This is a genomic window from Vreelandella sp. V005, from assembly GCF_052645115.1.
Genome location: NZ_JBQXYA010000001.1, coordinates 1,102,407 through 1,114,904 on the forward strand (window position 1 = coordinate 1,102,407; position 12,498 = coordinate 1,114,904).

The window sequence follows — 12,498 nt, forward strand, 5'->3', positions numbered from 1 at the left end:
GCTTCACTGACAATGCTATTCTGCCGCCAGACAGACCCTGTTACGGCCACTGTTTTTCGCGTTATAAAGCGCTTGGTCAGCTCGGTTAAGTAGCGCATCTGCCGAGTCGTCAGGAAAATGTTTATTGTCTACCACGCCTGCAGACAAGGTGCAGGAAAACCGTTCACCGCCTCCGGTGAACTTAATAGCAGCGAAATCTTCGCGGAGGGTGTTCACCATGAGTAAAGCATTGTTGGCAGTGCAGTCAATAAGTACCAATGTAAACTCTTCACCTCCGTATCTTCCCAATTTGTCGGTACTTCTAAAGCGCTGCCGCAACAAGGTGCCTACGGCGGCAATCACTAAGTCGCCTACGGCATGTCCATGAGTGTCGTTAACTGATTTAAAGTGATCAATGTCGAGCATCACCACACAAAAGGCTTGGGATTTCCGTTTCGTTAGTTGCCACTGATCTTGCAACGCTTCTTTAATGCTGGCGTGCTTCAATAGTCCTGTAAGGCCATCGCGATTTTTGGTTTGTTCCAGCTTACGTAGGCGCTTAACACGGGTTCTGCACAGGTTGATAAGAAGATCAGTGTCGATAGGCTTTTCTAGAAAAGCATCCCCTCCTTTCAGTAGAGCTTGGCCTCGAAGCCCTGCATTGGGTTCAGCCGACACATATACAATCGGTAATTCTGACCAACGCTCCAGCTGCCTTAACAATGCTGCCAACTCTGCACCGGTAACGTCGGGCAACCAAAGATCCATCAGAATCAGCTCAGGATTAAATTCATTAATCGCTTCGAACAGCACAACGGGATGCTCAAGCACTGAGACCTGCATGCCCGCTTCTTCCAGTACAGATTGGATATATTGAGCCAATTCGACATCATCTTCGATCACCATCACCCGCTCTGGCATGCTATCTGTCGATTTAATCAACTGCGCCATATAAGAAGCGAGCTTAATCGTATCCAGAGGCTTAACAAAGTAATTGACTCCTCCACTGCGCAAAGCGTGGAGACGTGCAGTGAAGCTCTCTTCAGTACCAGTAAAGAGAACCGGACAGGTAAATCGATTTAAATGGCGCTGCCAAACAGTAACCGGATTAGCCTGGCGATTTGCAAGTTGAGTGGCACGATGATCGACCAATATCAAATCAGGTAGTGTATTTTTCTCTTGATCGAGCTCTTGTGCATCATTCAAATGCCGTACTCGAAAACCGAAGCTGTGAAGCTGCTGAATCATATAGTCAGCCAACATGGCATCACGCTCTATCAGCCAAATGGAGGGTTCCCCTTCTACATTTCCCACTTTGGAGGTCTCGATGCACACTGCCGTTTTTTGATTTTCGTCTGTTTCAAGCGCTTTTTCTAATTGGGAAACCCATTGCGTAACAGGCAAGGGCTGCGAGGCATCGGCTGGCAGCTCTACCACTTTTGCCACCATCTGCTCGTGTTCACGGGCCTGACGGCCAAGCTGTACATATCCGAAGGTGCCTGCGGAGCCCGCTAGTGAGTGCAATGCTGAATTTAACTGCTGAAGGGATTTAGGGCATGAAGGTTTTTCTGTCAGCCTTTCAGCAATTCTTTTAAGCTGTTCAAACTCACCTTTGAGACGCACTGAATACGCCGCGGTGAGCTTTTGCATCCGTACGTTAAAAGCATGGGAAGTAGTTGGGTCAACCATGGAAAGCCCTCCAAATAGCTCGAACATCGTCAGCGAGAGCCATTGGATCAAACGGTTTTGAAATGACACCTACTGCACCGATTTTTTTATAACGCTCAATCTCTTCAGGATGCACCTTGGCGGTCATAAAGGCCACGGCAGTCGCTTCGGTAATATGTCCCTGGGACCTTAGCGCCAGTAAAGTATCGGGACCATCCATGCCAGGCATCATCACGTCTAGCAAAAACATCTGAGGAGAAAACTCAGCTGCTTCCTGAAGAGCTTGCTCACCAGATGCACAAACTCTAATAGTTAATCCACCCACGTCCTCCAGCGCCATGGCTGCAATTTCTCGGATATCAGGATCGTCCTCAACATACATAACCCTTTCAAGTGTCGCCATGACGCCTCACCCTCAAGCTTTTTTTAAATTTTCATAAGCTGTAACTGTATGAGTGATGTCCCAGATGTGCCATGCTTTTTTTGCAGAGGGGAATCAATAACAACGTGTCATTAGTAACCTATAAGATAAGTGGAGTGCCCACTATAAATTACAAAAAAGCCAATACCTTTATGGGTGTTGGTTTTTTTGTGTCCGCGCGTTATGTAAAAAGACCCAGAAAAACCGTTATCGTTAAACTGCGGTTTTTTCGCCAATAGCGCTTTATTTCCCTCCTTTTCCTTGAATCCGCCGGACGATGCCTGCATATCATGGGTAACTAGTATTCATTTTTTGCTGACGAGTCTACCCATGTCGATTATTGATCCCCGTTCAGGTAAACCGCTCACCGCGGAGACTGGAAATACCAATGCTGCTGCCCCCACTAATGAGAGTGCGGCGGTGCGTCCTGAAGACGTCATTATCGAGCTGAACGCAGGCAATATTCAGCAAGTGCTGGAAGCCTCCATGCAGGTGCCGGTGCTGATGGGCTGTTATTCGCCTTCCACCGCTAGCAGCCGTACCCTGCTCTCAGTACTCGAAAAATTAGTGGTGGAGTACGCAGGCGCCTTCTTACTCGGCAAGCTCGATATAGAGGCAAATGCGGAAATTGGCGGTCAGCTCGGCGTGCGTTCAGCGCCCGATGTGAAGCTGATTAGCCAAGGCGGCTTAGTAGATGGGTTCCAGGGAGCGCTGCCCGAGAAGGAGGTCCGTGAGTGGCTGAATCGCTACTTCCCCGCCCCCGGTGAAGCGCCTCCCACCCCGGAAGAGCAGGCGGAAGAAGCATTGCAAGCAGGCGATATCGCAGGCGCGCGCGACATTTATCAAACCCTGATGACCCAATACCCGGAACACTACGCTTATCAAGTCGCGTTCGCCCGGGTGCTGGTGGCTGAAGGGCGTGGCAGCGAGGCCCGTGAAGTGCTCGATAACCTACCGCCGGAAGAGCGCGATGCAGCGCCGGCACGGGGCGTTCGGGCCAGCATCGAGTTTGGCGAACAGGCGCTCTCAGTTGAGGAGATTGCGGCCCTCGGTGAGCGCACCGATAGCGAAGCACAGTACCAGCGTGCCCTGCGGCAGGTGGCCGACGGCCAGTACGATGCAGGTCTGGAAGCACTGCTGGCGCTGATGAAACAGGACCGCGCCTATAACGATGACGCGGCGCGTAAAACGCTGTTGCAGTTGTTCGACGCACTCGGCGCCGACCACCCGCTCACCGTTACCTACCGCCGTAAATTGTTTGCCATGCTTTACTAAGCAGGCCTACTGCCTTTTTAGCACTGTATCCATGCGTGATAACGCCGCTTCCAATTGCGAAGCGGTGGTGCCAAAGTTAAGCCGCACAAAGCCGGGGCAGCCGAAGGCCGCTCCGTCAGAAAGCGCGACCCCCGCTTGTTTTAACAGCGCCTTATACGGCGCCTCCCCCAATCCAGCTTCACGCATATCCAACCACGCAAGGTACGTCGATTCCGGGGCGCACCAATCAACACCCGGCCAGTTCGCTATGCGTGCCGCTAACGTGGCGCGGTGCTCGCGAAGTACGCTTAACAACGCCTGACGCCAGGGCTCACCATCACGATAAGCCGCTTCCGCCGCGACTAAGCCCAGCACGTTGCCATCGGGCAGGAGCCCTTTCGACGCTGTCGCAAAACGCTGGCGCAATTCAGGGTCGGGAATAACGGCACAGGCGCTGGTTAACCCCGCCAGATTAAACGTTTTAGACGGCGCCCATAGGGTGATGGTGCGCTTGGCAAGGACAGGAAATGCAGCCGCCAAAGGGCGGTGACGCGCGCCTTCAGCCAACAACAGATCGCAGTGAAGCTCATCGGACACCACCCAAAGGTCATGGCGCTCGACTAGCTCTGCCAGCGCCGCCAGCTCTTCATGCCGCCATACACGGCCTGTCGGGTTGTGCGGCTGGCACCACAATAGCAAGCGAGTACGTGGCGTAATCGCTGCCTCCAAGGCGGCAATGTCCAACTGCCACTCCTCATTGGGCGATGAGGGCGCCTTCAGCATGGCTTGCTGGGATAGCCGTCCGGTGCGCTCTGCCACGGCCAGAAATGGTGGATAGATGGGCGCAACGGTTAACACACCATCGCCAGGCGCGGTTAGCGCGAGCGCAGCCAAATGCAGGGCAGGCACTACCCCCGGCAGCCACTGTTGCCACTCGGGCTGAATGGGCCAGTCATAATGCTCGGCGCTCCATTGGCACAGGGTTTCTGTTAACGTAGCAGGCACTTCGCCATAGCCATAGACACCATGCGCTACCCTTGCCTGCAGCGCTTCCACTACCCCTGGTGGAGAGCGAAAGTCCATATCGGCGACCCAGAGCGGCAGCACCTCGCTAGCGTAGCGGTGCCATTTTTGCGATGCCCAGCCACCTTCTGGGTGGCGTCGCTCCACAGGCGTGGCAAAATCATAGGCCATGAAAATCTCACTTATTGAACAGAGGTAATACCAAGCATGCCGCAAGATGACTTTTATACCAAGATGCGGGCGGGACTGCCCGCGCTGCTGCGGCAGTGGCGTGCACTTGGCCAAGCCGATGCTGATCGCTTGGCGTTGATTCTCGCGGAGACGGCTCGGGTGGCAAAGCTGGGCGAGCCCGAGGCGACGCCCAGCGGCGCAACACTGGATAAGTGGAGTACGGCTAACGCCGATGAAATTCCCTTATGGGCGCCCAAAACCGCGGTCTTTTTACTTAACCAGATGCCTGCCCGCCCAACGCCGGATAGCGATGCTGAAGCCTGTGCCTGGGCCTACTGCTGGTTGCGTAACCGCACCTTTGATTCCCTTCAAGCCGCTCAAGATGCGCTTCCTGCGCACTTAAAATCGCCCCTGCAAGAGGCACTCGAAGCCGCTTGGCGCGACCAGCAAGGGCTGCGTTTAGTCTAATTAGCAGTACGTGCTGTTCCAAAGCCAAAGCGGTCGCGACCGCGACCGCGAAATAGTTTGATAAAAAGCGATGTATCAACCGCATCAAAACAATAACAGTAAGGAACACGCCGCATGATAGAAATTCCGCTCACTTGGCAGCTAGCAAAGCTCGGCCTCTCAATCAGTATGGTGCTGGGCCTAGGGGCCATTGCAGTGCGCGCCAGCCCGCGTATGGCCGGGCTGCTGGCGGGCTACCCATTGGGCACGGCACTGGCGCTATTTTTTATCGGCTTAGAAATTTCGCCCGCGTTTGCGACCCAAAGTGCAATACATACACTGGCTGGGTTTACTGCAACGATGGCGCTAGGTGCCGGTTATTGGCTAGCAGGACGCCAATCCGGTGTTAAAGGCATGATCAGCGGCTTGTTAGGTGGTTTCAGTGCGTGGTTGGCCGCCAGCACGCTACTCGCCCAGTTTGATTTTACTCGGTTCAGCGGCACGCTGGTCACCCTAGGGGCTATTGCCGCTTTTAGCCTGCTGTTCCGCCCTATTCCAGATGTAAAAAGCCCACCGAGTCGCTCGTTTTCGCTTCCTGCCCTTGCTGCACGGGCCTGCCTTGCTGCCGCGATCATCTTTGCCATTACGAGCTTAGCGCATTGGCTGCCGCCCGCATGGGCAGGAACACTGGCCGCCTTTCCTGTCACCATGCTGCCCTTTTTGCTGATCCTGCATCTCAATCACGGTGCGGCCCCGGTGGCCACTGTCATCAAACACTACCCGATGGGGCTTGGCTCATTGCTGAGTTATACGCTATGTGTTTCTTATACTTACCCAACGCTAGGGCTATTGTGGGGCAGCTTGGCAGGATTTGCGGCGGCGACACTATGGCTACTGGGCTGGATGCAACTAATGGCATGGTATCGACGCCGCTTTACTTGACCAAGCGCTTGCTTGGGTTAATCCTGAGTGCGACTGCTAATCTCGTCCATTAACAAGCCGTCATTACTAACCTTTCACCAAAAACAAGGACACACCATGTTTACGCGCACCATTGAGCCTGCGTTTTACGATACCGACGCCCTCGGTCATATCAACAATACGCGTCTACCGGCGTGGTTTGAGCTTGCCCGTAACGACTTATTCAAACTGTTTACGCCTGATTTAAACCCCAAGCAGTGGCGCTTAATCATGGCCCGCATGGAAGTCGATTACCGCGCTGAACTGTTTTACGGCCACGACATTGAAATACGCACGTATTTAACGCGCTTGGGCAATAGTTCGTTTACGGTGACCCAAGAGGCCCGTCAGCACGGCAAGCTCACCAACCTGGGCCACACCGTGATGGTGCAGTACGATCACCAAGCCAAGTGCGCCATGCCCATCGAGGGCAACCTACGCGAGGCGCTAACGGCGCATCTGCAAGATGCGCCTGAGTCCGCCTAATTGACGCTGACCCACGCTGCCGGGGCAATAGGAGCCACGCTTATGGCCATCCGCTACAACCTTTGGATAGACCCGGATAACGTTGCGCAACACCGTGCCGTTGAGGCGGATCTTGAACACTACTTTATTGAGCGCTTCGCCGACTATCCGCATATCCGCTTGTTTGGTGCAGACCCCTACGATTATGATGCCCCCTTCAACCGCCTCTATGATGTGCTAATGGCACGAGCCGCTGAATACTGTGAGCGGACGTGGTGCTATGTCGCGTCGCCCGAACAGCTCAACCGCTGCTTTTTCCGTGCTGTTGGCCGCTCTAACAAATTTGTGAGAGACCAACCCGATGGTGATACGTACCAATCAGGCGCCTGACGAACGTCAGCTCGCTATTATTGCTCAACAGCTTGGCCGTGCACCACGTGGGATCGAAGCCGTGGCTGCTACCGATGGTGAAGGCACCCCGCTAGTGCTACGTATGGCCCCCATCGTTGATGGCAAACCCTTCCCTACGCTGTATTGGCTCTGCTCTGATGTGCTGAAAGTAGAGATTTCCCGCATTGAAGCCGTTGGCGTTATCAAAGCGCTTGAACAGCGGCTTCAGGAAGAGCCAGACTTCCTTGCGGCTTATTTGCAAAGCCACCGCGATTATGTGGCCGCTCGCTGGGATTATATGAGCGATGCACAGCGGCACGACGTTGCGCAATTGGGCTACACCGATGTGATGACCGAACGCGGCATTGGCGGCATTAGTAATTGGCACCAAGTGCGCTGCCTGCATACTCAGTATGCTCACCACTTATGCGGTAACAATGTGATAGGCCAGTGGATGGATCAACACCACCATGTCGATCGCTGCCTGCCTTAAGAGCGGAGCAGGCATGTTTCATTTTTTTAAGCACTAAGGGAGTAAAACGAATGGCTCGAATTTGTGTCTATCTGGGCTCTCGGGAAGGCAATAGCCCAGCTTTTCGACAGACAACGGCGACGTTGGGGCGCGCGCTCGCCGAACGCGGCCATACATTGATATATGGCGGTGCACGTATCGGCCTGATGGGAGCGCTGGCTAACGCAGCACTTGATGCGGGCGGCGAGGCGATTGGCGTAATGCCCGATCACCTAGTAGATCGAGAGCAGGCACATTTTGGATTAAGCGAGCTGATTCGGGTGCGTAACATGCACGAGCGAAAAGCCACCATGGCAGCTAACGCCGACGCCTTTATTGCTTTACCTGGCGGGATAGGCACTTTTGAGGAACTATTTGAAATTTGGACGTGGGGTTATCTAGGCTTGCATGAAAAACCCATGGGACTGCTCAACATCGATGAGTTTTACACGCCGCTTCTCACATTTTTAGACAATACCGTTAGCCATGGTTTTTTAGCCACTGCGACACGCGATATGTTGCTTGACGCCTCGACACCGAATGAACTGCTTGATGCCCTAGAAGCCCAGCTATAACGCTCATCAGAACAGCAGCACTTAAAAGTTCGCGTGACCGGTCAGCCGGAGGGTATGTTGATAGGTCAATTGCAACAATCGGGCATCTTCGCCTGCTCGGTGGCGGTGAATGCCGCGTTCGGCGATCATCGTTTCTTTGGTGTCGCTCCATAGCGCCTGCTGCTTTTCGCTAAGCAGGATCCTGAGCGCTTCAAGACGAAAACGCGGCAGCATACCCGCATGATGGAACAGAAGTGAAAGCCACGTATTGTCGTAACCCCAGCTATCGCTGTAGGCCTTGCCTAGCTCTCGTAGCTCGTCATTCAGCCAGTGGGCTACTTGGCGAACCGGGTAGCCTTCCTGAATAAGGCGTTCTCGGGAAATACCGTGCAACAACTCTGCCTTCGGGTCCCAGTGCGTCCACTCGTCTAATGGTTGAATGAGAAAGGCGCAACAGCTTCCATCGGCACGTGCAATGCCTACTTCGATGGGATAACTGCCACGCCCAAACCCGGACGCTTCAATATCTAGTACTGTGGGTAGCGTCTCGGACACAACCTTCCTCACTCAATCAGAACGCGGTAGCGCTTTATGCGACGGCCACGTCATCTAGCGACTGCTGATCCGCCTGTCGCTGCCAGTATGCGGCTCGTTCATCATCCACCGTCAAGCCTAGCTCACCCAGGCGATAGGCGCGGGCAAGGCGTTCGGCGGCTAAAAAATGCCCCGCCTGGGCAGCGCGTGCGTACCACGTCACCGCGTAATCTTCGCGACGCGGATATTGCACACAGCCATGCTCATGGATTTGCGCTACTTGGTACTGCGACTTTAAGTCCCCAGCATGCGCTGCTTCCAGAACGTATCGTGCACCGCGCGCTTTATCTTGCGGCGTCTGACTGCGATGAAAGAGCATATGGCCGTAAACGGAGAGCGCATCAGGGTGACCCGCCTCCGCACAACGCTTAAACAAGCGCATCGTTAAACGCTGGGTACGCGGAGAACGCGGTAACAACCAGCGATTATGAAACAGCCTTTCAGCTAGACGAAACTCTAGCTGAGTAAACAACGTTGATGCCTGCAGCATGGCAAACCACCCTGCCTATCTGTTGGGACCTTGGGCCAGCAGCCACTTCTATTATTGCTACCGACCACACGAGAAACCGGCCTTTAGCCGGTCGATGGGCTGGCAAGCATACGCCTGCCTTGGCGACGACTCAACCCCATTAATTTGCTGCTTTCCAAGCGCCTCGCTAACATGCGCTACATACGTCGTAAACCACTCTGGTAATAGCAGATTATCTTGTGGCAATTCCGCCTTAAACAAGGAGATAAAAATGCAAACACGCCCACTTGGCAGAACCGGCATGGAGGTCAGCCGACTCTGCTTAGGCACGATGACGTTCGGCGAGCAAAATAGCGAAGCCGAAGCCCACGAGCAACTTGACCGTGCCGTGGCTTTTGGAATCAATTTTATTGATACCGCTGAAATGTACCCAGTGCCACCGATGGCCAAGACCCAGGGCCTTACTGAGCGCTATATCGGCAGTTGGTTAAAACAGCGTGGTGCTAGAGATGACCTCATCATTGCGACCAAGGCGGCAGGCCCAGGGCTTGACCATATTCGGGGCGGCCCACGCCTAACGCGCGAGCATATCCATCAAGCGATTGACACAAGCCTAGAGCGGTTAAATACCGACTATATTGACCTCTACCAGCTACACTGGCCTGACCGCCAAACTAATTTCTTCGGCAAATTAGGCTATGTGCATAGCGAAGACGAAGAGGCGACACCCTTAGAAGAAACGCTTTCAGCACTAAAAGAGCTGGTGGATGCAGGCAAGGTAAGGGCCATTGGGCTCTCTAACGATACTCCCTGGGGGGTAATGCGCTCGCTGCAACTTGCCGACAAGCTGGACCTACCGCGGGTCGCCTCGGTGCAAAACCCTTACAACCTTCTCAACCGCACCTTCGAAGTCGGTTTGGCTGAAATTGCGCATCGTGAAGATGCTGGCCTACTTGCCTACTCGCCGCTAGGGTTTGGCGTCCTCTCCGGTAAGTACCTTAACGGCGCCCAGCCGCCGAAAGGTCGCCTAACGCTATATGAGCGCTTCAAGCGCTACACCTCACCGGAAGCAGAAACCGCTACGCAAGCCTATGTGTCGCTGGCCAAGCAGCATGATTTGGACCCTGCCCAAATGGCGCTGGCATTTGTTAATTCGCGCAGCTTCCTGACCAGTAACATTATTGGCGCGACCACGATGGAACAATTGGAAAGCAACCTAGCCAGCGAAAGCCTCAAGCTAGATGACGAGGTACTAGAGGCCATCGACAATATTCATCGCCGCATGCCCAATCCCTGCCCTTAAAAACGCCGGCCAATTAGCCCGCCAGTGGGGTTATTGGCAGGCTATCGCCATTATAGCCTCGGCCTTCGCCGAGGCTTGGTATACTAAGGCCACTTATAAGCGGCTTTTACTTACCTGGGCACGTACAGGAGCATGCAATGCTGAGCGTTATATCTCCCGCCAAAACGCTGGACTTTGAAACCCCATCCACCACCAAGCAGGTTACCCAGCCCGCCTTTCTAGAACAAAGCCAAACGCTAATCGACATTTTACGCGACTATTCGCCGCAGCAGATCAGTGAGCTCATGGGCATCAGCGATAAGTTAGCGGGCCTGAATGCCGCTCGTTTCGAAGAGTGGCAGCCTCCTTTCACTCTGAATAATGCCAAACCCGCTGCACAGGCATTTCAGGGCGACGTTTACACTGGTCTACAAGCTGAAAGCTTTAGTGCGGCTGAGAACCGCTATGCGCAATCGCATCTGCGTATCCTTTCAGGCCTATATGGCCTGCTAAGGCCCCTCGACTTGATTCAAGCCTACCGGCTGGAGATGGGGACAAAGCTGGCTAACCAAGCTGGCAAGGATCTTTACGCCTATTGGAAGCCCGTTTTAACGCCTGCCCTCAATGAAGCTATCACTGAAAGTGGCTCCAAGGTGCTGGTTAACCTCGCCTCTAATGAGTACTTTAAATCAGTTGACGTTAAGCAACTCGATGCACGGGTAATTACGCCGGTATTCAAAGACGAGAAGAATGGTACGTTCAAAATCATTAGCTTTTATGCCAAAAAAGCACGGGGAATGATGAGCGCATGGCTCATTCAGCAACAGATCAATGAGCCTGACCAACTTAAGACGTTCGATGTGGCAGGCTATCGTTTTGATGCGGCATCTTCTCAGGGCGATACTTTCGTGTTTACTCGCAAAGAAGCCGATCGCTAACGCAAGAGGCGGCCTAGAAAAAACGTACGGGGCGTGAAGAGCGCGGCTTTAAGAGCCGCTGGTGCGCCTCTTTAAACTGTGCCGTGTCGCAACGATGCAGCCACTCATAAGCCACCATATCGGCTGTCACACCCACCGCACCACTTGCGCAGGCGCGCTCACGGGCAAACATTGCCTCTTGCGGTCGTCGGCTGGCTGATGCTTCGCTGAGCCAATAGAGCTTATAGCCTGCCGCCAATAACCCTAGGCCCGTTTGCAGTACACAGATATGCGCTTCTGTACCGCACAGTATGATCTGGGTTCTTCCTGATGCCTTTAATGCGGTGACAAAATCAGTTTCTGCCATGATGCCAAAATGCTGTTTTTGCCAACGTTGATAGTTGCTTAGTGCAGCCAACAGAGATGATGCAATACCCCCTAGCTTGTCTGGGTTTTGCTCTGTCAACCACACCGGCACCTCAAGTAAGCAAGCCATTTCGCCTAGCCAGGCCGCCTCGCCAGCTGCTTCTTGACCACCCGCAATGACAGGCAGAAGGCCAGCTTGAAAATCGACCATTAACAGAAGACTTTTATCCCGTTGTAGCTGCATGCTCTTACCTCGTTTTTATCGTTATTAGCACCATGATAGACACCCTACAAAAACAAAGCAGCCGCTTTTCAGCGGCTGCTTAGCTAATTTAAAAATGCAGATGGCGCCCACTTAATCTTCGGCAGCTTCTTCCATATCTTCGCCGAGCTCTTCCATGCTCTCACCGGCTTCGTCTGCACTTTCATCAATACTTTCGCCCGCTTCTTCGGCAGGACCTTGGTCATCACAAGCGACCAACCCGCCTGCCATTAACGCCATGAATAGAGCAATTGCTAACTTTTTGGCTATTTCCGTCGTCATATCGTTTCTCCTCCTGAGATTTTTACAATGGGTACTTGCATCATCATACTAGATGTTGCTTGGCAACAATACCACAGTAAATGCACAAGCTATTGTTCTAGATGAATTTAAAACAACTGCTTTAACATCACAAATGGCGATAGCTTTTTAAAAGCGAACGCAGTGAAGCAATCTTTGAAGTATGCGGCCGCAGACTTGAGATGGCCGCGTCGCTGCGCTCCTCGCCATGACATGGCTCTGTCACCTCAGCCGCACTACCGTTAGCTCTGTCATTGCGAGCGCAGCGCGGCAATCTGGATGAGGGAAACTTTTCTTCCCGGCAACAAAAAACCCAGCCGGTTGGCTGGGTTTTCTGCGGTATAAGTGCCTGACGATGACCTACTCTCGCATGGGGAGACCCCACACTACCATCGGCGCTAAGCGGTTTCACTTCTGAGTTCGGCAAGGGATCAGGTGGTTCACGCGTGCTATGGTCGTCAGGCG

16 protein-coding genes and 1 rRNA gene are annotated in these 12,498 nt (G+C 53.5%); 9 read left to right on the plus strand and 8 right to left on the minus strand.

Annotated features, from left to right (window positions below; all coding sequences use genetic code 11):
- Nucleotides 1-15 precede the first annotated feature (15 nt).
- Together ACUN8H_RS05050 and ACUN8H_RS05055 are read right to left on the minus strand one after the other, a co-directional pair.
- Nucleotides 16-1,668, minus strand: a complete 1,653-nt coding sequence (locus tag ACUN8H_RS05050; RefSeq protein ID WP_445531039.1) for a diguanylate cyclase — start codon at nucleotides 1,666-1,668, stop codon at nucleotides 16-18.
- Nucleotides 1,661-2,050: a response regulator gene (locus tag ACUN8H_RS05055; RefSeq protein WP_445531040.1), complete on the minus strand. Its 390-nt coding sequence runs from the start codon at nucleotides 2,048-2,050 to the stop codon at nucleotides 1,661-1,663. Before ACUN8H_RS05055 ends, ACUN8H_RS05050 begins: the two co-directional genes overlap by 8 nt.
- A gap of 348 nt (nucleotides 2,051-2,398) precedes the next feature.
- On the opposite strand from ACUN8H_RS05055, the gene ACUN8H_RS05060 reads away from it, so the two are divergent.
- Complete coding sequence (locus ACUN8H_RS05060; protein ID WP_445531041.1) at nucleotides 2,399-3,343, plus strand: co-chaperone YbbN; 945 nt, start codon at nucleotides 2,399-2,401, stop codon at nucleotides 3,341-3,343.
- Between the two features lie 6 nt (nucleotides 3,344-3,349).
- On the opposite strand, the gene ACUN8H_RS05065 is transcribed toward ACUN8H_RS05060, so the two are convergent.
- Entirely contained in the window at nucleotides 3,350-4,516 is a 1,167-nt protein-coding gene (locus tag ACUN8H_RS05065; protein WP_445531042.1) for a MalY/PatB family protein, read from the minus strand.
- Between the two features lie 36 nt (nucleotides 4,517-4,552).
- On the opposite strand from ACUN8H_RS05065, the gene ACUN8H_RS05070 reads away from it, so the two are divergent.
- The 6 genes from ACUN8H_RS05070 to ACUN8H_RS05095 all read left to right on the plus strand — a co-directional run bounded on the left by ACUN8H_RS05070 (nucleotide 4,553) and on the right by ACUN8H_RS05095 (nucleotide 7,864).
- A complete protein-coding gene (locus tag ACUN8H_RS05070; RefSeq protein WP_445531043.1) occupies nucleotides 4,553-4,984 on the plus strand; it encodes a hypothetical protein in 432 nt (143 codons plus the stop codon).
- Nucleotides 4,985-5,098: 114 nt separating this feature from the next.
- Entirely contained in the window at nucleotides 5,099-5,905 is an 807-nt protein-coding gene (locus tag ACUN8H_RS05075) for a hypothetical protein (RefSeq protein WP_445531044.1), read from the plus strand.
- A 96-nt stretch (nucleotides 5,906-6,001) separates the two neighbouring features.
- Nucleotides 6,002-6,409 carry an acyl-CoA thioesterase gene (locus tag ACUN8H_RS05080; protein ID WP_445531045.1) on the plus strand — a complete coding sequence of 136 codons (408 nt, stop codon included), beginning with the start codon at nucleotides 6,002-6,004 and terminating at the stop codon, nucleotides 6,407-6,409.
- A gap of 42 nt (nucleotides 6,410-6,451) precedes the next feature.
- Nucleotides 6,452-6,778, plus strand: a complete 327-nt coding sequence (locus tag ACUN8H_RS05085; protein WP_445531046.1) for a hypothetical protein — start codon at nucleotides 6,452-6,454, stop codon at nucleotides 6,776-6,778.
- Nucleotides 6,750-7,271: a DUF501 domain-containing protein gene (locus ACUN8H_RS05090; RefSeq protein WP_445531047.1), complete on the plus strand. Its 522-nt coding sequence runs from the start codon at nucleotides 6,750-6,752 to the stop codon at nucleotides 7,269-7,271. The genes ACUN8H_RS05085 and ACUN8H_RS05090 overlap by 29 nt, the downstream gene beginning before the upstream one ends.
- A 50-nt stretch (nucleotides 7,272-7,321) precedes the next feature.
- Nucleotides 7,322-7,864 (plus strand): LOG family protein, encoded by a 543-nt coding sequence (locus tag ACUN8H_RS05095; protein WP_445531048.1) that lies wholly within the window; start codon nucleotides 7,322-7,324, stop codon nucleotides 7,862-7,864.
- Nucleotides 7,865-7,885: 21 nt separating this feature from the next.
- Here the strand turns inward: ACUN8H_RS05095 and ACUN8H_RS05100 are convergent, their stop codons facing one another.
- Complete coding sequence (locus ACUN8H_RS05100; protein ID WP_445531049.1) at nucleotides 7,886-8,398, minus strand: hypothetical protein; 513 nt, start codon at nucleotides 8,396-8,398, stop codon at nucleotides 7,886-7,888.
- 34 nt (nucleotides 8,399-8,432) lie between these two features.
- On the minus strand, nucleotides 8,433-8,927 hold the full coding sequence (locus tag ACUN8H_RS05105; RefSeq protein WP_445531050.1) for a tetratricopeptide repeat protein: 495 nt from the start codon (nucleotides 8,925-8,927) through the stop codon (nucleotides 8,433-8,435).
- Nucleotides 8,928-9,177: 250 nt separating this feature from the next.
- Between ACUN8H_RS05105 and ACUN8H_RS05110 the strand changes: the two genes are divergently transcribed.
- Entirely contained in the window at nucleotides 9,178-10,209 is a 1,032-nt protein-coding gene (locus ACUN8H_RS05110) for an NADP(H)-dependent aldo-keto reductase (protein ID WP_445531051.1), read from the plus strand.
- A gap of 137 nt (nucleotides 10,210-10,346) precedes the next feature.
- On the plus strand, nucleotides 10,347-11,126 hold the full coding sequence (gene yaaA / locus ACUN8H_RS05115) for a peroxide stress protein YaaA (RefSeq protein ID WP_445531052.1): 780 nt from the start codon (nucleotides 10,347-10,349) through the stop codon (nucleotides 11,124-11,126).
- Nucleotides 11,127-11,139: 13 nt separating this feature from the next.
- On the opposite strand, the gene ACUN8H_RS05120 is transcribed toward yaaA, so the two are convergent.
- From ACUN8H_RS05120 to rrf, 3 genes are all read right to left on the minus strand, one after another.
- On the minus strand, nucleotides 11,140-11,715 hold the full coding sequence (locus tag ACUN8H_RS05120; RefSeq protein ID WP_445531053.1) for an isochorismatase family protein: 576 nt from the start codon (nucleotides 11,713-11,715) through the stop codon (nucleotides 11,140-11,142).
- Between the two features lie 111 nt (nucleotides 11,716-11,826).
- Nucleotides 11,827-12,015, minus strand: coding sequence for a hypothetical protein (locus ACUN8H_RS05125; RefSeq protein WP_445531054.1), 189 nt, complete (start codon nucleotides 12,013-12,015; stop codon nucleotides 11,827-11,829).
- Between the two features lie 365 nt (nucleotides 12,016-12,380).
- Nucleotides 12,381-12,496 (minus strand): 5S ribosomal RNA (gene rrf, locus ACUN8H_RS05130).
- Nucleotides 12,497-12,498: the final 2 nt, after the last annotated feature.